General features: G+C 43.9%; 16 protein-coding genes. 7 read left to right on the forward strand and 9 right to left on the reverse strand.

Annotated features, from left to right (window positions below):
* Window positions 1-215: 215 nt before the first annotated feature.
* The gene (locus DP114_RS21090) at window positions 216-1433 is read right to left on the reverse strand and encodes a hypothetical protein (RefSeq protein WP_171977050.1); all 1218 of its coding nucleotides are present in this window, start codon (window positions 1431-1433) and stop codon (window positions 216-218) included.
* Between the two features lie 437 nt (window positions 1434-1870).
* Here DP114_RS21090 and DP114_RS21095 point away from each other — a divergent pair, with 437 nt between their 5' ends.
* Together DP114_RS21095 and DP114_RS21100 are read left to right on the forward strand one after the other, a co-directional pair.
* Window positions 1871-2269 (forward strand): RNA-guided endonuclease InsQ/TnpB family protein, encoded by a 399-nt coding sequence (locus tag DP114_RS21095; RefSeq protein ID WP_211178432.1) that lies wholly within the window; start codon window positions 1871-1873, stop codon window positions 2267-2269.
* A gap of 54 nt (window positions 2270-2323) precedes the next feature.
* Window positions 2324-2530 (forward strand): nitroreductase family protein, encoded by a 207-nt coding sequence (locus DP114_RS21100; RefSeq protein WP_246162614.1) that lies wholly within the window; start codon window positions 2324-2326, stop codon window positions 2528-2530.
* A 104-nt stretch (window positions 2531-2634) separates the two neighbouring features.
* Here the strand turns inward: DP114_RS21100 and DP114_RS21105 are convergent, their stop codons facing one another.
* The 4 genes from DP114_RS21105 to DP114_RS21120 all read right to left on the reverse strand — a co-directional run bounded on the left by DP114_RS21105 (window position 2635) and on the right by DP114_RS21120 (window position 6532).
* Complete coding sequence (locus tag DP114_RS21105; RefSeq protein WP_171978251.1) at window positions 2635-3717, reverse strand: 30S ribosomal protein S1; 1083 nt, start codon at window positions 3715-3717, stop codon at window positions 2635-2637.
* A gap of 301 nt (window positions 3718-4018) precedes the next feature.
* Window positions 4019-4126 carry a photosystem II reaction center protein T gene (locus tag DP114_RS21110; RefSeq protein WP_169265084.1) on the reverse strand — a complete coding sequence of 36 codons (108 nt, stop codon included), beginning with the start codon at window positions 4124-4126 and terminating at the stop codon, window positions 4019-4021.
* Between the two features lie 171 nt (window positions 4127-4297).
* Complete coding sequence (gene psbB, locus DP114_RS21115; RefSeq protein ID WP_169265085.1) at window positions 4298-5827, reverse strand: photosystem II chlorophyll-binding protein CP47; 1530 nt, start codon at window positions 5825-5827, stop codon at window positions 4298-4300.
* Window positions 5828-6199: 372 nt separating this feature from the next.
* The gene (locus DP114_RS21120; RefSeq protein WP_171977051.1) at window positions 6200-6532 is read right to left on the reverse strand and encodes a hypothetical protein; all 333 of its coding nucleotides are present in this window, start codon (window positions 6530-6532) and stop codon (window positions 6200-6202) included.
* 449 nt (window positions 6533-6981) lie between these two features.
* Between DP114_RS21120 and DP114_RS21125 the strand changes: the two genes are divergently transcribed.
* The 5 genes from DP114_RS21125 (at window position 6982) to DP114_RS21145 (ending at window position 14641) form a co-directional block, all read left to right on the forward strand.
* Window positions 6982-8631 carry an ABC transporter substrate-binding protein gene (locus DP114_RS21125; protein WP_171977052.1) on the forward strand — a complete coding sequence of 550 codons (1650 nt, stop codon included), beginning with the start codon at window positions 6982-6984 and terminating at the stop codon, window positions 8629-8631.
* Between the two features lie 238 nt (window positions 8632-8869).
* A complete protein-coding gene (locus tag DP114_RS21130) occupies window positions 8870-9895 on the forward strand; it encodes an ABC transporter permease (RefSeq protein WP_171977053.1) in 1026 nt (341 codons plus the stop codon).
* Window positions 9896-10276: 381 nt separating this feature from the next.
* Entirely contained in the window at window positions 10277-11605 is a 1329-nt protein-coding gene (locus DP114_RS21135) for an nSTAND1 domain-containing NTPase (RefSeq protein WP_171977054.1), read from the forward strand.
* Window positions 11606-11807: 202 nt separating this feature from the next.
* Window positions 11808-14225, forward strand: a complete 2418-nt coding sequence (locus DP114_RS21140; RefSeq protein WP_172195261.1) for an AAA family ATPase — start codon at window positions 11808-11810, stop codon at window positions 14223-14225.
* A 221-nt stretch (window positions 14226-14446) separates the two neighbouring features.
* Complete coding sequence (locus DP114_RS21145; RefSeq protein ID WP_169265090.1) at window positions 14447-14641, forward strand: hypothetical protein; 195 nt, start codon at window positions 14447-14449, stop codon at window positions 14639-14641.
* A 195-nt stretch (window positions 14642-14836) separates the two neighbouring features.
* On the opposite strand, the gene DP114_RS21150 is transcribed toward DP114_RS21145, so the two are convergent.
* From DP114_RS21150 to DP114_RS21165, 4 genes are all read right to left on the reverse strand, one after another.
* Window positions 14837-16411 (reverse strand): GMC oxidoreductase, encoded by a 1575-nt coding sequence (locus DP114_RS21150; RefSeq protein ID WP_171977056.1) that lies wholly within the window; start codon window positions 16409-16411, stop codon window positions 14837-14839.
* A 111-nt stretch (window positions 16412-16522) separates the two neighbouring features.
* The gene (locus DP114_RS21155; protein ID WP_171977057.1) at window positions 16523-17125 is read right to left on the reverse strand and encodes a cytochrome c oxidase subunit 3; all 603 of its coding nucleotides are present in this window, start codon (window positions 17123-17125) and stop codon (window positions 16523-16525) included.
* A 514-nt stretch (window positions 17126-17639) separates the two neighbouring features.
* Entirely contained in the window at window positions 17640-19319 is a 1680-nt protein-coding gene (ctaD, locus tag DP114_RS21160) for a cytochrome c oxidase subunit I (protein ID WP_171977058.1), read from the reverse strand.
* A 228-nt stretch (window positions 19320-19547) separates the two neighbouring features.
* A complete protein-coding gene (locus DP114_RS21165) occupies window positions 19548-20453 on the reverse strand; it encodes a cytochrome c oxidase subunit II (protein WP_171978252.1) in 906 nt (301 codons plus the stop codon).
* Window positions 20454-20503: the final 50 nt, after the last annotated feature.

The raw sequence follows: 20503 nt of genomic DNA on the forward strand, positions 1-20503 counted from the left end.
GTTTTGTTTGACCTCTGTTGATGTGATGTTTCAATCGTAACGAAATGTTAAGCATTTTTAATCTTTATAACTGTCGTGATCTCCGTCTGTTAAGATGCGGTAATCCTACTTAATAGTTGTTAAAACAGTGAACACTGATAACTGGTAACTGGTAACTGATAACTGCGAAGAGGGTATGTGTTAGCCCTCCTCGGTTGCTCTAGGACTGCTCGCTTCTAATTTTTAATTGGTGGTGCCAAAGGTTGGCGTGGTGTACCACCTCCACCAATGCTGTTCGGTTCGTTATTGTCCACTACCTTCACCGCAGCAATAATTTTGGCGAAGTCCGCTTGGAACGCTGTATCTCCATCCATGTGATATCCGGTCACTGCTTCGTACTCTTGCTCAGCACTTCGCTCAACGCAAAGGTAATTGTAGTCCCAACCCGCATCATCAACAACGTAAGCGCCGTAGTCTTGCATGGCTTGGAAGATTTTTTTACCTGCTTTAGAGGTCAGTCCCAAACTCTTGGCTGTGATATCAGGTGGAATTGCTAGCAACGAACCTAAAACCAGCGCGGGATTAGACCCCTGATATTGGTTTGCTGCATTACTATCAGCCAGACGAGCTGGCCAGCGGTAACCAGGAGTTGACGATGAAGGATTATAATGCAGCCACTTACCCCAGATATCGATCTTGAGTGCGTGACGGATAGGCTTGTTGTTCAACAACTCACCTTTGCGAATGCTACCACCAATGCTCGACATCCCTGAGCCACCATGTCCACCGTAAATGCCATCGCCGTAAATGTCTTGCTCTCCAAACCAAACGCCGTAAAGTGGAGCACCCTGGTAACAACGGGTGGTCACGTTAAAAGACACTAATGTTCTGCCATCAGGCTTTAGGAACGCTGAGGAGTTATTTGGCGTAAAGTATTCCTTTGCATCCTCAATGATCAGATTGTAAGGAACCTTCAACGGCTCACCCGCTTCGGGATGCCACTGCGCTTGCTGCTGCATCTGAGTGCCAGTACAGCGATTTGAATCCCATGAGCCAGGCATATAAGTTGGCACAGCTGGATCACTTTGTTGGGTGATGATGAACCAATCTGTATCAACTCCAACGCGCGTTGAGCTGATCTGAGCATCAACATATTGCGCGTTTGCTCCAATTGGCATATTCCAAATACTGTCGCAGGCAAACGGCTGTGTGTACTTATCGCGTAGTTGAGCACGACCACATTTGCTCCTATCTGAGGTGGTGGTTTGGGCTGTGAGAATAGGGGTAATCGTTTTTGTCAGATGTGAAAACTTTTTTGAGCTATTTGCTAACTCCAACTTGGTCTTTTGAGTGAGACTCAAGCTTAATTGATTTTGATTGCTAACACTGATCACAGAAGTGGTATTAAGAATATGGTTAATAGCACTCAGGGTTATAGGATCGAAAATAATCATTTGCCTATTTTGTTAAATATTGGTTGAATCTCATATATGGTCATTTTTTCTCCTCTAGACTAATAGAGGAAAAACCCTGAAAACTTGTTGAAGTTTTGTAGGCAGAGATTTCACACCTTGAGTGAAGCCAAGTTGACGCAAATGAGATGTGCTCAAACTTTTATTCAAGTCATGTGATTAACGCAAACTTGTTAACAATAGGAATCCGATTTGATTTATGAACTAACTCGTCGGGGAGGAAACCCTTAATACGGAATAGGGAATAGAAAAAATGCTGTTGAGGGCATACTGAGCTTTTTTAAAAAAGAAAAAAAGGGTCAGAAATATATGAAAATATTTGAATAGCTCAATCTCTATAAAGAGAAAATTTTTTTATCAATTTTCCGCACACAATTCTCAACAGGCTTAAATTAACTGAGTTCCCGTGGATGTATGAGGTGAGTAAATGCTCTCCTCAAGAAGCGTTGCGCGACTTAGACAGAGCATTCAAGAACTTTGCTTTTGGCAGAAAAGCTGGTAGAAATGTTGGCTTCCCAAAATTTAAAAAGAAGGGACAAACAGATGGTTTTCGTCTTACTGGTTCTATCCGGGTCAACACAAAATCTGTACAATTGCCACGACTAGGAAAGATACGAACCAAAGAATATACAGGTAAATTTTATGGTCGAATTTTATCTGCAACGGTCAACCGTGAAGCTGACCGTTGGTTTGTCAGTCTGACCGTAGAAGCTCAAAGACCAGAACCATCTCCAGTACAAGGTGGCTATGTGGGAATTGATGTTGGAATAACGTCATTTGCGGTATGTTCTGATGGTACAAAAAGGGATAGTGGTTGATGCCACTATTAGTTATGAGTCGCTGAAACAGGAAGCAACAAGTGGACGAGATATTTGTCCATAAGTTGTGGAACGGAGTTGTACAATATTCCTAAAGGGTATGAGCCAGTAGCGGCAATCGCTATTGGATACCCCGGCGAATCCAAATCACTACCAGAACAATACCAACAGCGCGAGTTATCTCCACGCCAGCGCAAGTCCATTGAGACGTTTGTCTTCACTGGAAGCTGGGGACAAACTTCCCCTGTGGTCAAATATTAGTTATTAAAAAAGAGGGATTTTCCCTCTTCATCCAGTATTTTTTTTAAGCTTTATTTATAAGCTTTACTAAATAGCCGCTGTATCCAACCACAACGGCAAATGCATTACTCTTCAATAGCTGCTGGTATTTCCTCTTCAACTGGTTCAACTGCTTGAGGTGCTTCAACTTCAACTGGTTCAACTGCTTGAGGTGCTTCAACTTCAACTGGTTCAACTGCTGGTGGTATTTCTTCAGCGCTAGTTTCAGCGGCTTCATCTGATGGAGCACTCACAGTAGTAGCACCTTGCTGTTTAGCTAGCAACTGTTCGCGATACCTAACAGCCATTTCTTCTGCCTTGTCATAAACCAAATCGCGATTTTTAATCATGTCACCTGGTTCAGGTTCCAGTTGTTTGGTAGACAAGGAGATACGACCACGTTCTGCATCCAAGTCAATGATCATGACTTTGACTTCATCATTGACATTAAAGACACTATGAGGCGTATCTATATGCTCGTGGGAAATTTCGCTAATGTGGAGTAGACCGCTCACACCGCCAATATCAATAAAGGCACCGTAAGGCTTGATACCGCGTACAGTACCAATCACGACCTCACCAACTTCTAGGCGGTTCATCTTGCGCTCAACCAGCGCACGACGGTGAGATAATACAAGGCGGTTACGCTCTTCGTCTACCTCTAAGAACTTCAATGGTAGTTCTTCGCCAACCAATTCTTCTTTTGGTTTGCGTGTGCTAATATGAGATCCGGGAATAAATCCACGTAAGCCTTCTATCCGCACCAAAGCTCCACCACGATTAGTGGCAAAAACACCAGAACGAACAGTCGCATCTTCTGCTTGCAACTGTCGTACCCGTTCCCAAGCCCGCATGTATTCAATACGGCGAATGGATAGCGTCAGTTGACCATCTTCGTTTTCATCGGTCAGGATGAAAAATTCTCTTGTTTCGTTGGATTGTAATACTTCTTCCGGGCTATCCACCCGGTTGATAGACATTTCTTGTATAGGTATATATGCAGCTGTTTTTGCACCTATGTCAATCAGAGCGCCGCGCGGCTCTATGCTGAATACTGTTCCTGGTACTATATCACCTGGGCTAAAATGATAATCGTACTTGTCCAACAGAGCAGCGAAATCATCGTGAGTAAATCCAATTTCAGGAGCCATTAATTTCTGATTGACCATGCTGATTGTTTCCCGGTTATTTTTCTCCGTAAAGGTTTTGCCTCCTAGCGATGTAATGCAAGAGCCGAATAGGCATTCCACACCTACATCATTTTTCATCCTAGCGCAGAAAAGTGGATCTGAATACATTACCTTCCAGATCGTACATCATACCATAAATACTCTACTCTTTTGTTTTCGTTAATAATTACTTATCAATAATACTTCCATACACTCTTTTTTGTGCAGAAAGGGCGCAATTCTAGATGCGCCCTCACATTTATAGCACTTTACACCTTATCGGTGGATAGATAATGGTGATTTATTTTTCTTCTTTCTTTTGAATGCGAGGAGGTTCGCGGAAGGCGATCGCAAAGAAGAGAGTTCCGATCGCCAAGGTTAAAACTAGGATGTACGCAACGCTTTCCATAGCTATAGTTCCTGCCTATTTTCCCACTATTATTAGTGTACCAAGTTACAAGAAAGAATGGTCTAGGGAATTGAAACTTAGAAATTGGGGATGAGGAAGAATTTTTCCCGTTCCCAGTCGCCAGTCCATAGTTCCTCTGATTAGACCATTCTTAACTTTTCATTACAAAGTTTAGAGAGGTTCCGCACGGCGGGTTGTTTTGTCACCCACTTTCTGGAACAGACCCCATTCAACTTGTTCTTCGAGATCCGCCTCAACACCAGCAAAGACATCTCGGTAGATAGTTCGAGAGCCATGCCAGATATGACCAAAGAAGAACAACAGTGCAAAGACAGCGTGTCCAAATGTAAACCAACCTCTAGGACTGGTGCGGAACACACCATCAGAGTTTAGGGTTTCTTTGTCAAATTCAAAGATTTCGCCGCCTTGAGCCTTACGAGCATATTTCTTCACATCAGCTGGTTCTGTGAAGGTTTGACCGTCTAAGTCACCACCGTAAAAGCTCGCGGTAACACCTGTTTGTTCAAAGCTATATTTGGATTCTGCTCGACGGAAAGGAATATCAGCACGGATAATACCATCACTGTCGGTCAAAATCACTGGGAAGGTTTCAAAGAAGTTGGGTAGGCGACGCACGGTCAACTCACGACCTTCAGAATCTTTGAATACGGCGTGACCTTGCCAAGATTGGGCAATACCATCACCCCTATTCATTGGACCTGTACGGAATAGACCGCCTTTTGCAGGGCTATTGCCGACGTAATCGTAGAACGCGAGTTTTTCCGGTATTTGTGCCCAAGCATCAGAAAGGCTTGCACCTTCAGCAAGACTACCTTGCACGCGCCGATCAATCTCGTGCTGGAAGTAATATTGATCCCACTGATAGCGGGTAGGTCCAAACAGTTCGATTGGTGTGGCGGCGTTTCCGTACCACATGGTGCCAGCAACAACGAACGCTGCAAAGAACACAGCAGCGATACTGCTGGACAGCACAGTTTCGATATTACCCATCCGCAGAGCTTTATAGAGCCTTTCGGGGGGTCTTACTGATAGGTGGAATAAACCTGCAATAATACCTACAATACCTGCTGCAATGTGGTGAGCCGCGATACCACCAGGGTTAAACGGGTTAAAACCGTCTGGTCCCCACTCTGGTGCGACTCCTTGGACATGCCCTGTTAAGCCGTAGGCATCAGAGACCCATATTCCAGGTCCAAATAATCCTGTGACGTGGAAAGCACCAAAACCAAAGCACAGTAGACCAGATAAGAACAGGTGAATGCCAAACATCTTTGGCAGGTCAAGAGCGGGTTCACCAGTGCGTCCGTCTTGGAACAACTCCAAATCCCAGAAAACCCAGTGCCAAACGGCAGCTAAGAACAGCAAACCGGAAAGAACGATGTGGGCAGCAGCTACGCCTTCAAATGACCAAAAACCAGGATCGGTTGATGGATCGCCGGTAACGTTCCAACCGCCCCAAGATTGCGTTACGCCTAAGCGTGCCAGAAAGGGCAGCACGAACATACCTTGACGCCACATCGGGTTGAGTACTGCGTCGCTAGGGTCATAAATGGCTAGTTCGTACAAAGCCATTGAACCAGCCCAGCCTGCCACCAAGGCTGTATGCATCAAATGTACAGAAATCAGTCGCCCTGGGTCATTCAGAACAACTGTATGTACTCGGTACCAGGGTAGTCCCATCGACTACGCTCCTCCTCGATGATTTATGTTTACAAAGCAATGCAATTTTTCAGTTTTTGTTATTGCCACAGCCGAAATTATCCCACAGCTTTGTCTTATAAATGAGACAGTGTGGTTGATTTGGCAATTTTTACACATTTGGGGAGTTTTCATCCCAAAGAGTCGCCATGGCCAAGTGAAAAATGAGAATGTTTAAAAAAGTGTAACGTTTGATGGAGCTGTTTGCAAGCGTGTCAACATCAGCATATACGTAGCTTAAGGGTGTCTCAAACTACGTACGTTTTGAGGATAAAAAGAGCAGGGGATAAGAAAATTCACGCATTCGCTCATTTTTATCCCCTTGATCCGGTGTAACCTTCGTGATCGCTGAAACTAAACCATAGATTTAATATCTTGCAGATGACATCTAGCCGAGGCTGTTCCCAAGCGTTCAATAACCTGTTCAGCACTCATCAACCGTTTGAGGACAACTTGACCTATGGCTTGACCAGATTTACTGACTTGTAGTTGTGTTGTCGGCTTCACTTCCACAGTTAAAACGACATCTTCAACCTGATAAAGCCATAACACTTCGTCTTGTTCTACTAGACAGATATTCATGCGCTGAATGTCTGGTTGGCGTCGCCATGCAGCCATCTGCCAAAGTCCATCAGATGCCCACACTCTGCCAACTGTCCAACCGTCGGATAGGAAGAAGTATTTCACACTCTTTAGTCTCGCTATTAGACTTAAAATCTACTTATTCTCGATTGGCATTTAGGGTGCCAGTCGGTTTCCCTGAAGCTAAGAATTTTTTTCCTGCATTGGGATGCACGTAGACAAACCCTAATGTAAAGCTTTTAAGATACGAGAAAAGCTTAACAAATGTTTGCCCTGGTATAGTTTAAATTTAAAACAAATTTGGGCACTGTTTATATGTTTAATCAAATAATTTTTTTTCTGTTATTCAGGAACATGAAATTCTATATATTGGTCTAATTTTTTTATTCTCATGGTAGGACTTAAATAAACTTATAAAAGTTGACTCGCAAGACTCGCAAGAACTCAAAACTCACAAGATGAGCAGGTTTTCTCCTAAAATTTGAATTTTTTATCGGCAGATTGCCAAAAAAATAGTATAATCCTTGACCACTAAGCTTAAAAATATTCAAGTTATGACCAGGTTTTCCTTGTCCGCAAGACAGTGGAGTCGAATTACTAAATTCTTTTGTTTACTTTGTTTGTGTTTAGTTTTGGTGGCTAGTTGTTCCAGGAGCCAACAGGCTACGACAACATCTGGTACGGTTAATGCCTCAACAGGCGATGGTCGCATTACTATAGGTACGACGCTTAATCCTCGTACTCTTGATCCAGCAGATGCTTATGAATTGCGATCGCTTGGGTTAGTGTACAACATGAGCGATCGCCTTTACGCCTATGAACCAGGAAGCACAGAAATTAAACCTCAGTTAGCCACCGCTTTACCCAAAGTCAGTCAAGATAGTTTGACTTACACAATCCCTCTACGCCAAGGAGTTATATTTCATGATGGAACTCCTTTTGACGCCAAAGCAATGGCGTTTAGTCTGGAACGCTTTATCAAAAATGGTGGGAAACCTTCTTTTTTATTATCAGATGTAGTCGCTTCAGTAAAAGCAACGAGTGAGTATGAGTTAACCATACAACTGAAAAAACCCTTTGCAGCGTTTCCATCGCTGTTAGCGTTTTCGGCTTTTTGTCCAGTTTCCCCCAAAGCTTATGAAATTGGTACAGATAAATTTAAGCCAAATATCTTTATTGGTACTGGTCCATATAAATTAGCACGGTATGGCACAGATTCCTTACAATTTGAAGTCTTTGATAAATATTGGGGAGAAAAACCAGCCAACAAAGGCATTAATTTGCAAATTTTAAGTAGTCCAGCAAATTTATATAATTCCTTTCGCACAGGTGCAGTTGATGTTGCTTACCTCGCTTTAGAACCAGATCAAATTCGCAGCTTACAACAAAGTGCTAAAAAAGATGATTGGCAACCGATTGCAGTTCAAGGTAGTGTAGTCAGTTACTTGGTTTTAAATCGGAATCAAAAACCGTTGGATAAGCTAGAAGTTCGACAAGCCATAGCTTCAATGGTTGATCGTTCACTGATGACTCAGCGTGTTCTATTAGGTCAAGGCAGTCCCTTGTACAGCATGATACCGACAACGCTTGACGTTTCCCAACCATTATTTAAAGATAAATACGGTGATGGCAATGTAGACAAAGCTAAACAATTGTTAACTTCTGCTGGTTTCTCCAAAGAAAATCCAGTCAAGCTACCACTTTGGTATCCTTCCAGTTCTGCTCCTCGCAGTTTAGCAGCACAGCTACTCAAAGCTTATGCCGATAAATATATGGATGGAATGTTGCAATTTGAACTCAACGTTGTAGACGGTGCTACCTTCTTTAAAGCTATACCTAGGAGTTTTTATCCCACTGCTTTGCTAGATTGGTATCCAGACTTTATAGATGCAGATAATTATATTCAACCGTTTTTGGGTTGCGATAAAGGATCAGACGCGAAGGGATGCGAACAAGGAGGAAGCCAAACTCAGGGTTCATTTTACTATAGTGAGACTATCAATAAATTGATTGCAGACCAACGTCAGGAACAAAATCCTGAAATACGTAAGAAAATTTTTGCAACGATTCAAGCACAAATAGCAACTGATGTTCCATATGTTCCCTTATGGCAAAGCAAAGATTATGTATTTGCTCGCAAGGGAGTTAGTGGTGTGCAAATTGATCCGACTCAAAATCTGATTTATAAAAGAATCAAAAAATAGTCATGAGTCATTAATATCATCTGTGGATGAATACTTATAAAAAAAACGAAGAACCTCACCCGCCTCCGGCACCCTCACGCCAGGTGCTACAACGGGGGGAACCCCCGCAACGCACTGGCTCTCCTTAGTAAGGAGAGGGTTGGGGTGAGGTAAAGCAGGAATTATAAGTGATGAAACGGACTTGATATAACTCTTGATTGTTGACTATTGACTCCTAATTCCTAACTCCTAATTAATTATGTCTAGATCCAAAGCTTTACAATATTACATAATCGTCCGTGTACTTTTAGCTCCATTGATGCTATTGACTGTAACAACAGTCGTATTTCTTTTACTACGCGCAACACCAGGAGATCCAGTTGATGCGATTATTGGTGGACGTGCGCCAGAAAGTGCGAAGGAAGAATTGCGGGCTAAACTGGGTTTGAACCTTCCAATATGGTTACAGTATTTGAATTACATGGGAAAATTGCTGCAGCTAGACTTAGGAACTTCTATAGGGAGTCGTGGACAATCTGTTTGGGAAATAATTGGGCAATATTTTCCTGCAACTGTGGAATTGGCGGTTTGTAGTATGGCGATCGCACTCATAGTTGGAATTGGAATTGGTGTTATTTCTGCCTCTCGTCCTGGAAGTTATCTAGATATTGGAGGGCGATTATTTGGGATTATCACATATTCTTTACCCATGTTTTGGGCTGGGATGATTCTGCAATTGATTTTTGCAGTCCAATTGGGTTGGTTTCCTTTAGGAACGCGCTTTCCGACAACTACGCCAGCCCCTCATGGTATCACTGGTTTATATACGGTTGATAGTTTATTGACTGGAAACTTGAATCAGTTTTTTACTGCTTTATATTATCTTGCGCTTCCTAGTATCACTTTAGGTCTTTTGCTGAGTGGTATTTTTGAGCGAATTGTGCGAGTGAACTTAAAGCAAACGATGAAAGCAGATTATGTGGAAGCAGCAAGAGCAAGAGGTATTCCTGAAAGAAAGATTTTGTTTTCTCACGCTTTAAAAAATGCGCTGATTCCTGTGATTACTGTTATGGGTTTGACGTTTGCTTCACTTTTAGGTGGGGCTATTTTAACTGAGGTTACCTTCTCTTGGCCTGGATTGGCGAATAAGCTATATGATGCCATTAACGCGCGGGATTATCCTTTGATACAAGGAGTGTTGGTGTTTTTTGCGGCAATTGTGGTTGTTGCTAGTATTGTGATTGATATTATCAATGCTTATATAGATCCAAGGATTAAGTATTAGGTATGGGTTATTTTTCGATTGAAGTTTGATGTATGAGTTTTCGGATCGATTCCGGAAACTTTTTATTTTATATAAACCGCAGAGGCGCAGAGGACGCAGAGAGAGAAAGAGGAGAATTTGTTTTCATACCTAGTTGTAGTCAAACACGATATTCCGTCATTGCGACTGGAACGTAGACGCCGAAGGCGGCTTCCCGAAGGGTAGTGGAAGGAAGCAATCTCATCAATCCTGAACGACTCATAACGCAAATTGATAAAAGGTTTTTAGTCCATTAAAATGGACTTGGTGCTATAAGCCCGGAACTTCAGTTCTGGGCGGGCGAGAATGCTTGTTGAGAATAGTGTTATATTCTTCAGTAACTGAACTCTCATAATTGCCTAAATGAGCGGTGCTATTTCTATAAAAATCTTGTTTTTAGCAGCCGATCCGAGTGATGCTTCTCGGTTACGTTTAGGGCAAGAGTTACGAAATATTAAAGAAAAATTGCGAATAGCCAAAGCGCCAGAAAAATATCAGCTAGAACAGCGAGAGTCAGTTCGTGTAGGGGATATTACTCAAGCATTTTTTGATATTGAGCCAAACATAATACATTTTTCTGGACATGGTACAAGTCAAGGAGAGCTTTGCTTTGAGAATGAAGTAGGCAAAGTTCAGTCTGTGAAGGCTGATGCTTTGGCAGCAATGTTTGAGTTGTTTGCACAGCACGTAAATTGTGTGGTGCTAAATGCTTGCTACTCTGAAATTCAGGCAAAGGCGATCGCCCAACATATCCCGTTTGTGATTGGGATGAATGACGCAATTGGTGATCAAGCGGCGATTTCTTTTGCTGTTGGTTTCTACACAGCATTAGCAGCAAATCGTTCCATTAAAGATGCTCATAAGTTTGGCTGTGTACAAATTCAACTACAAGGTATTCCAGAGCATCTCAAACCAGTGATTTATGTAAAAAAAGACCTAATTTCTGACTTCAAATCGAGAACAGAAAGGGCAATTCCCAATCCCTTCATTCCCCAGAATGGCAGAGTAGAAGATACACAACGGTTCTTTGGACGAGAAAGGGAAATGCAGCGGGTGTTTGAGGTGCTTAACAGCGGAAGTAGTGTTGCTTTGATAGGAGAAGAAGGAATTGGCAAGTCATCTTTACTATGGGCGATTTGCCAACAGGCAGTAAATCACCTACATTCACCGCGTCAGTCAGTTTTTCTAGATTTGAATGAGATAGATAATGAAGAAGACTTTTACAGCGCGTTGTGTCACGAGGTGGGTATCGCGGAATGTACAGGGTATCTGTTAACTCGGAATTTGCGACAGCATAAAAATAAAGTGCTATTGGCTTTAGACAATGTAGGAAAGATGACTTGGCAGGGGTTTACCCGTGGAGTCAGGGATAAGTTGCGCGGTTTAGCTGAGGGAAGCAATGCGCCGCTGAAGTTGATTTTTGCTGCGACTGAACCACTCAACGATTTGTTTAATGATAGTCATGATCAAGGTAAGACATCACCGCTGGCGGGTATTTGTCAGGAGGAACATATTCAGCCTTGGAATGAAACTACCATGCGTGATTTTATAGCTAGTCGTTTGGCTGGGACTTCTGTGAGGTTTACTGAGGAGGAGATTGTGCAATTGCTAAAAGAAAGTAGCGGACATTCTCGGAAACTCATGCAGCGGTGCTATAGAATTTATGCGCGGTATACCGGAGGTGGGGAATGAATTCAGTTCTTGCACTATTATCGTATATCGTCCACGACCGCCTAGGATTAAAATCCCAGGCTGATAGCGAAAGTCCACTCAAGTGGACTCTCACAATCGTTATGCTTTGCAGTCCTCTGAAGAGGACTTTGGCTATGAGCCAGGAAATTTATTTCCGGGCGGGTAGTGTTCGTAGCTTACTGAAAATGGCGGAGAACCTGCAATGAACCAACACCCACCCGTACCCCGCCTAGACTTAGCCCCGAAACTCAAGCGCCCCCTCTCCCTGTGGAACCCGTTGGATTACCTGCGCCTGTTGTATTGGGTGTTTTTTTTCCCCCAAGCTTTGCGGTGGTATATGGACACTTTTGGGGGTGGGGATATTCCTTCATCAGAAATGAATTTGCGCAAGGGATGGGAGTTGCTGCGACAAAATGCCATTCAACGGAATTTGCTTTTCCAAGGGTTGGTGTTGACAGTTGTTACACCGCTGACGTTGGCTTGGCTTCTTCAGCAAATAGGCGTTGATATTAATTGGTATGACGTGGCGTTAGGCGTGGCGTTAGGCGTGGCGTTAGGCGTGGCGTTAGGCGTGGCGTATAGCGTGGCGTTAGGCGTGGCGTTCGGCGTGGCGATACTCCGTCCAGAAAATTGGCTTTTTGGGTTACCTCTTGTTCTGCGATCGCCCCACAGACAATGGCAAATTCCCCATGTTACTCCACTTCCGCTTTACTCCCTGTCTTCTCGGTTGAAAAATTGGCTGTGTCAAGACTGGGAGACTGGTTTGCATAACGCCAACCAATTGCTGGCTTACACTCTTCAATTCATCCCCGTGATTCAAGCTGTTAATCTGGTACTGGCGGAAACCCCTCCAGAGCAAGTTGTCTTTCGTGTCGTTCAGCTAGCTGAAGATCCTTTTGATTGGCAACTCGTACGTTTTACCTCAGCTTCTCTTAATGAAACGCTCAAGTCAACATTTGTCAAAGATTTCTTTTCTTTCCCGTTGTTCTTTTTCTTGCCTCGTCGTTGGCAAGAACAACTCCAAGCTCTTTTTTTCACAGATACTCGCTTAGACACTCCCGCCCGTGCTACAGCAGCTGGTTTCTGGTATCTGCACGAAAAAGAACCAGTGAAAGCCGTGGCGGCTTTTGCACAAGTGCGTTCTCTTCCCTATGGTGAAGAAATGTTCACCCTCGCCCAAACTCTAGCAGCTTTTAACAAAGCAAACAAACCAAACACGATCGCAACAGTAAAAATTCCTCCCTTTCCACAAGAACCTCTGCTGCGCCCAATCACCTGGCAAACTCTCACATCTCTACGTTCTGTCGTTGAGAATGCCAAGATTATACAGCGCAGTCAGTCTGCTTATCAACGCTCTTTAGCTCTCAACCGCGCTTTAGGGGAACTCACAGAAATTCTAAATAATGCCGATACTCTGCCGCAAGCAGAACGCTGGTTAATTATAGACATTGCCCAGACTTGGAGATATGCCTTGGAGGGGATAGCCAAGGAAGTTGGGGAAATTTCCATCACCAAGCCTGTGAGTAATCCTTACATCATTGGCGATCCAGTTGTAGGCGATCGCTTCGTTGGACGGGAAGATGTGATCAGACAGTTGCAGGAGTTGTGGATGAGAAGTTCTCAACTCCAATCTGTTGTTATCTACGGACACAGGCGGATGGGCAAAACTTCCATTCTGCGGAATGTCGCCAGTTTTGTAAAAGCAGGTGTACAAGTAGCGTATGTCAATCTTTTAGAAGTTGCAGATGCTCCCCAAGGAGTCGTAGAAGTGTTGATGGCGATTTCTGATGCCATTTCTGAAGTGATGCAAATTCCACCTCCAAGCAATGAGGATTTGCTGAGTCTTCCGCAACCAACATTTAGAAGATACTTGACACAGGTGGAAGCAGAACTAGGAACTCAGGGTTTAATTATTGCCTTAGACGAGTTCGAGAAAATCGAGGAACTGATGTCGGCAGGAAAAATTCCTCTAGATTTTATGGGGTATCTCCGGGGGTTGACGCAGAAAAGCTCTAAAATTGCCTTTGTCTTGGCAGGTTTGCACACCTTGGAGGAGATGACAGCCGATTACTTTCAACCTTTCTACGCCAGTGTGATCACAATCAAAGTTGGCTTTATGGAAGCCGGGGCGACTCACCAAATTCTTGCAAATCCATCTATCGAAGATTTTCCCCTGGACTACACGCCGGAAGCCCTTGATAAAATCTACCAACTCACCCACGGACAACCTTATTTAGTACAGCTTGTCGCTTTTCAACTTGTCCGCCGTTACAATGACGAAGTTTTTAACACAGGACGCGCCCGAGATAATAATCTCACAATAGGGGATGTGGAGGCAGTTGTCAACGACTTTGAGTTTTTCCAGCGGGGACGCTACTACTTTGATGGCGTTTGGGGTCAAGCGGCGCGGGGTGCTGCTGGTCAGCGGGAGATACTTCGGGCGTTAGCGTCACCACCACAAGGATTAAGTATTACAGCCTTATATGATTGTACAAATATAGAAATTGCCGCTTTGCAAGAAGCGCTCAATACATTAAAGCGTCATGATGTCGTTGAAGAAATTGAGGGACGCTGGCGCATTATCGTAGAACTCTTTCGTCGCTGGGTTTTCCAATTGTAAAATATAGGACTTGTATTTGATTTTTGCTCAGCTAGGTACTTTTTATTTCTTCTTCCCTGTTCCCTGTTCCCTGTTCCCTGTTCCCTATTCTCCGACACGATATGAATGATAATTCATCCAGAAGACATATGGAATAATTAAGCAGAACTACATCTTGGACAGAAGAAATGGCATTCCTATACTTCCTAAGATGTTAGGAGTGTTAAATACGGAGTTTGATCATGTCTTATCCAGAAAACGAAAAAGAAGAACAAAATACTGCGGCTTCTGGTGGTTATCAAACCACTGTTGACGAAGAAAGCCGCAAGACAGGGGCTGCTACTAAAAGTGGTGGTAAAGAGTCTGCAGCACCAGAATCTGGTAGCAGCGAGTCTGTTGTAGAGGGCGGCGCTAATCAAGGAACCGAAAAGCGTTAAGTTTCAATGGGCAAGGGGTATAGGGGTATAGGGGAGCCAGTACTGATAGCGTAGCGTGGCACTTTGTGCCATAGGAGGGTTTCCCTCCGCAGGTATCTGGCGTGTGTAAGGGTGTAGGTGTTAAAACCCGTGACACCCTCACCCCCTTACACCCTCCCATAACTGCTAGATCTCGTTGCGTAAGTCCTGTTCTACTTAACTCAACCGTGAAATCAAGTGTTCGCCAACTCGCAGGGCATTGGCGATAATCGTTAATGTAGGACTCACAGCAGCACTAGATGGGAAGAAACTGCCATCTACAACATAAAGATTATCTACATCATGGGTGCGACAATTGAGGTCAAGAACCGATGTTGTCGGGTCTTCTCCAAAACGGAGAGTTCCACACTGATGCCCCACGACTCGAATCGTGGTATTGCTATAAGGATAAATGTCCAGCGGTAACCCTGATTTGTTTTCAGTTCTTTCTACTGCTTTGAGTATTTCTGTCCAATGATAAATCAGGCGGTCATGAGCCTCAAAATTATTGGTCGTGTAATCTAAATACAGCTTAGAACCGTCCACGCGCACTCTATTGTTGGAGTCGGGTAAATCTTCCGTTTGCAGCCACCAACCAATTGTACGCGATGCCAACTGCCGCAGCCCAAGTCCTGGCATTAATTTTGACAAAAGAGCCAACAAAGGTGGTGCTTCAGTAAGAATCATCTCTTGAAGAAGACTACCCGTATTCTGGATATGACCCATTGGATATTCATAATCCAAGTATCCCCAGTAAAAATCGTTGACGCAAATCGTCTTTTGGAACACGGTATGGTTAGGTTTAGGACTGAGTTGCACCAGTGCTGTCATCAGGTGTTTCATGAAGTTGCGTCCCACCTGATCAGAACTATTGGCAAGTCCGGTGGGGTGCTGTTCATTTGCCGATCGCAACAACAACGCCGCTGAGTTCACCGCTCCACACGCCAGCACCACAATATCACTGAAAAACAGATGCGATCGCCCACCAATTTCCGCTTCAACAGCTTTAATTTCTCGACCAGACGGACTAGTGTGTAAACAGACAACTTTAGCTTCTGTCTTTAGTGTGACATTGGGCAATTCCAGGGCTGGAACAATTCCTATCACCTCAGCATCACCTTTGCCATCAACCTTACAAGGAAACCCATCACAAGTTTTACAACGGATACAATCACTGTCATCGGCATCGGTTTCATTTAGCCTTAAGCCCAAAGGCAGATGTGATGGATGCAGCCCCTGCTTAAGGATAGCATCGCAAAGTTGCTGCATTCGGGGTTCGTGGCTTACCGGAGCAGAAGGGTAATCTTCGCTGTGAGGAGGTTCTGTTGGATCGTCTCCCTGTTTACCGTGGACAGAGTAAAGCTTTTCTGCTTCAGTGTAGTAAGGTTCAAAGTCCTGGTATTTGACAGACCATTCTGGAGAAATACCATCTTGATGTTGAACCTTCTCAAAATCCTTTTCTCGCATCCGTAGCAAAGCCGCACCATAAACCTTGGTGTTACCTCCTACCCAATAATTGGTTTGGGGACGAAAAGGATCTCCTGAGATATCGTACCACTGTTCACGAGCGTTATAGCGTGCTTTTCCAAAAACCTCAACGGCACTCCAATTTTCTTTTTCTTTTGGTAGGAAATCGCCTCTTTCCAGAACAAGAATTTTCTTACCTGTCGGTGCAAGTTTGTGTAATAATGTACCCCCACCTGCACCTGTACCGATGATAATTAAGTCATAGTGTTGATCATCAACAATCATAAGATTTCTCCTCTTTTAAGGTTGTAGAAAAACAAAAATTCAAAACTCAAAATAAAAGCGCTCGCCCCAAAACGTGTGAACAGCATTTTGCTTCAATTTGTCAACTTATCTTCACTGCCAGATATAAATGAGGACAAACAAAATAATCCAAATCACATCAACAAAGTGCCAAAATAAAGATGTTGCATTCACACCATAGTGACCAGACTCATAATTGCCCGGAAGAAACGAACGAGCAAAAATAATAATTTGCAATATAATCCCAGTCAGAACGTGCAAACCGTGAAAACCAGTCAATAAGTAAAATGTTCCACCAAAAACACCACTAGTAAAGCCAAAAGCAAGGTGACTCCACTCAATCGCCTGTCCAACTAGGAAGTAAGTTCCCATTGCTATTGTTGCTAAAAGAAACAGGCGAAATTGATTCAAATTGTGACGTATTAAGGCGCGTTCTGCGAAATAAATCACAAAGCTACTAGAAACAAGAATCACCGTATTAATAGCAGGGTCTTTAATTTCTAATCCAGAAACACCAGACGGTAACCAATCAGGAGTTGTTGTTTTGTAGACAATATAGCCTGCAAAAAAACTTAAGAAAATGACACTCTCTGAAAGTAAGAACACAATAAAACCGAACATTTTATTGCCTTCTTCGTCGTGGGTATGCTCATGCAAAGGTTCCTGTATCTGTTCTGAAATGATGGAACTATCCATTGATTAAAATCTCCTTTACGTTTAACTTGTGAAAATCGATAGGTTCAGATTCCCGACTTCTTAAAGAATTCGGGAATCTTGTTATTCACGTTTGCGTAGCGGTAGTAGGGCTTATGATTTAGGAAATTTTGTAGGGTGGGCACTGTTTACTGTTTGCGCTCGACTCCTATTTTTACATTGTGGGCAGTGCCCACCTTGCAATTATTGAGAATGGTGAGCCAGCGCGGTCTTGGGGAGCCAGTTCTGCAGGAGGGTTTCCCTCCGTAGGAATCTGGCGTGGTTTCCCGCATGAGCGACTGGCGAACCCGGAGGGTGCAAGATTTCAGTAAAAGAAATTTACACATTTGGGATGCTCCCTTAAACCTAAGGTGGGCATTGCCCAGTAAAAATTTTTCATTTCACCAGAAAACCTATTTTGGGCAATGCCCACCCTACAGAATTGTTTCTTAGAATTTAGGATTGCTATGTGAACAATCAACAGTGATTACAAGAAATACGTTTATTTATACCCAACCTATTTGTGATTATGAACTTCACCAGCAGCAGCGACTAATGGTTCAGATTTTCCATAGCCGTAGGGTTCAGAAATCACCACAGGAATTTCTTCAAAATTCTCTACAGGTGGTGGTGAAGAAACCAACCATTCTAATCCAATTGCCCGCCAAGGATTTTCAGGAGCCGGCTTTCCATGCATCCAGGAAGCTATCATGTTGAGAATGAAAGGTAAAGTGGACATTCCTAGTAAAAATCCTCCAAGACTGGCAACAATATTCCAGAATTCATACTCAGGAGCGTAGGAAGAAACGCGACGCAACATTCCTTGTAATCCTAATGGATGCATAGGGAAAAAGTTAAGATTGGTGCCAATAAATGCCAGCCAAAAGTGCAACTGACCCCAGCCCTCGTTGTACATACGTCCAGTCATCTTGGGGAACCAGTGGTATATGGCAGCAAACATCCCCATCGTCACCGTGCCATAAAGAACGTAGTGGAAATGACCCACCACATAGTATGTATTGTTAACGTGAATATCAAGCGGAACAGAGGAAAGCGTGATACCAGTAATACCGGCGAAGACAAACAATATCAATCCACCTAACGCAAATAGCATCGGTGTATTCAGGCGCAGCTTACCTCCCCAGATAGTTGCAACCCAAGCAAAGACTTTAATACCTGTAGGCACAGAAACGAACATTGTGGTGAGCATGAAAATCAGCCGCATCCAGCCCGGAGTACCGCTGACGTACATATGGTGTACCCAAACTAGAGCACTCACTCCAGCAATCAACAGCGATGAAATTGCCACGACTCTGTAGCCAAACAGAGGCTTACGAGCATACACAGGAAAGATTTCCGAAAAAATCCCGAACACGGGCAGAATGATCACGTAAACTGCAGGGTGTGAGTAGAACCAGAAAAAGTGTTGGAAAAGAACTGCATTACCTCCCTTGGCGGGGTCAAAAAAGCTGGTTCCAACTGTTAAGTCAAAAAGGAGCATGACTGCACCTGCAGTTAAGGCAGGCAGTCCAAACAGTTGAATAATCTGGGCGCTAAAGACTGCCCAGACAAACAGGGGCATCCGGAAGAATGTCATACCTGGTGCCCGCATCTTGACAATTGTTGTCACAAAGTTGACTGCTCCCATAATCGAGGAAACCCCCGATACTGCCACAGCTAGAAGCCAGATAAATTGACCATTTATCAATTGACCAGAGGGGTTTTGCAAACTGACGGGAGGGTAAGACCACCAGCCCGCTTGTGCTGGACCACCTGGCACAAAGAAACTCGCCATCAGCAAAATTGCAGCCACAGGAACCATCCAGAACGCAACCGCATTCAAGCGGGGAAATGCCATATCTCGCGCCCCAATCATTAACGGCACAAGGTAGTTGGCAAAACCTACTAATACTGGAAATGTCCAACCGAATAACATGACTGTGCCATGCATAGTAAACATGGCATTGTAGACTGTGCGGTCAACGAGGTCTGATTCTGGGGTAATCAGTTCTCCCCGAATCACCATTGCAAATATACCGCCAACAAGGAACAAAACAAAAGCGGTGACAATGTACTGGATACCAATGACTTTGTGGTCAGTGCTAAAGCTGAAGTATCGCTTCCAGCCTGTTCCAGCTTCGTGATCAGGGTTTGCACCACTGGTTATATTGATGTCTTTAACGGAAATATTGGTCATGTGTCATTTGTCCTTTGTTATAGCAATCCTATTTGAGTTGTAAGAATTATCGTTCGCGCAGCGTGTCCGGAGGACATACCGCCAAGACGAGCCAGCGCTGCAGGAGGGTCTCCCGACCTAGGCGTCTGGCGTCGCCAAGAACGCCAAGAAAAGAGAGAAGAGGGAATTTCACGAACTATTTAGGACTGCTATGGTTATTTGTGGTTGGGTTATACCAATAACCACTAACTAATTGCTGTAATTGACTAGAGGAGGTTGCGCAGGCTTAACTGCAGGCCAGCCAGTTTTGATAAGTCCTTTTGTTTGCAGGGTATACTCAGCAGCTGCCTGATTAGGTGCAGGGGATGGTTTGTGAGTTGCTACTTCGGCAAGCCATTTATCATAGTCTTCGGCAGACTCAACAACTACATTCGCCTGCATTGTAGCGAAGTAAGCACCGCTAAATTGGGAATCGGTTAATCGATATTTGCCCACGCGGATGGGAGTGAATTCAAAGTCAATTGTGCGTTTGGGAATGATGTCTTGCTTGAGTCGGAAAGCGGGAATATAAAAGCCGTGGATCACGTCTTCTGATTGCATTGCTAAATGAACGCGGCGATCGCTGGGTAAATGCAATTCGGTGCTGGTAACACCTTGATTTGGGTAGCGGAATACCCAAGCCCACTGCTTGGCATTGACTTCAATGTTTTCTACAGGTTTAGTTGAGGAGTCCATAGGTGCTGCGTAAGCCGATTCCATCCCCATTGGTGTATGCAGGTGGACAACTTCCATTGGACCGCGAATCGCCATTTGGTCGTAGACTTGGTAACTATAGCCTGCAATCCATAACACTAGCAAAATTGGGATAACTGTCCAGACAACTTCGACTGTGATATTCCCTTCAATGGGTGGACCATCTTTAAAGTCATACTTGCCAGCTCGATGAAAAGTCACAGAGTATATGACAGTTGCAGTCACTCCAAGAAAGATGAATGCGCCCAGTGTGACGAGAAAGCTGAACAAATCATCTATCAGTTGTGATTCTGCGGCGGCTTGCGGAGGAAGCCAAGAATATGCCTGCTGCCCTATCCAGAGACTGACAAGAGTCAGGGCGATCGCACTTACAATTATGATCGAAACATTCCAGATTTTCATAGTCATTAGTCATTAGTCATTAGTCATGAGTCATTAGTCATTAGCAAAGA

Source organism: Brasilonema sennae CENA114, assembly GCF_006968745.1.
Lineage (GTDB): Bacteria > Cyanobacteriota > Cyanobacteriia > Cyanobacteriales > Nostocaceae > Brasilonema > Brasilonema sennae.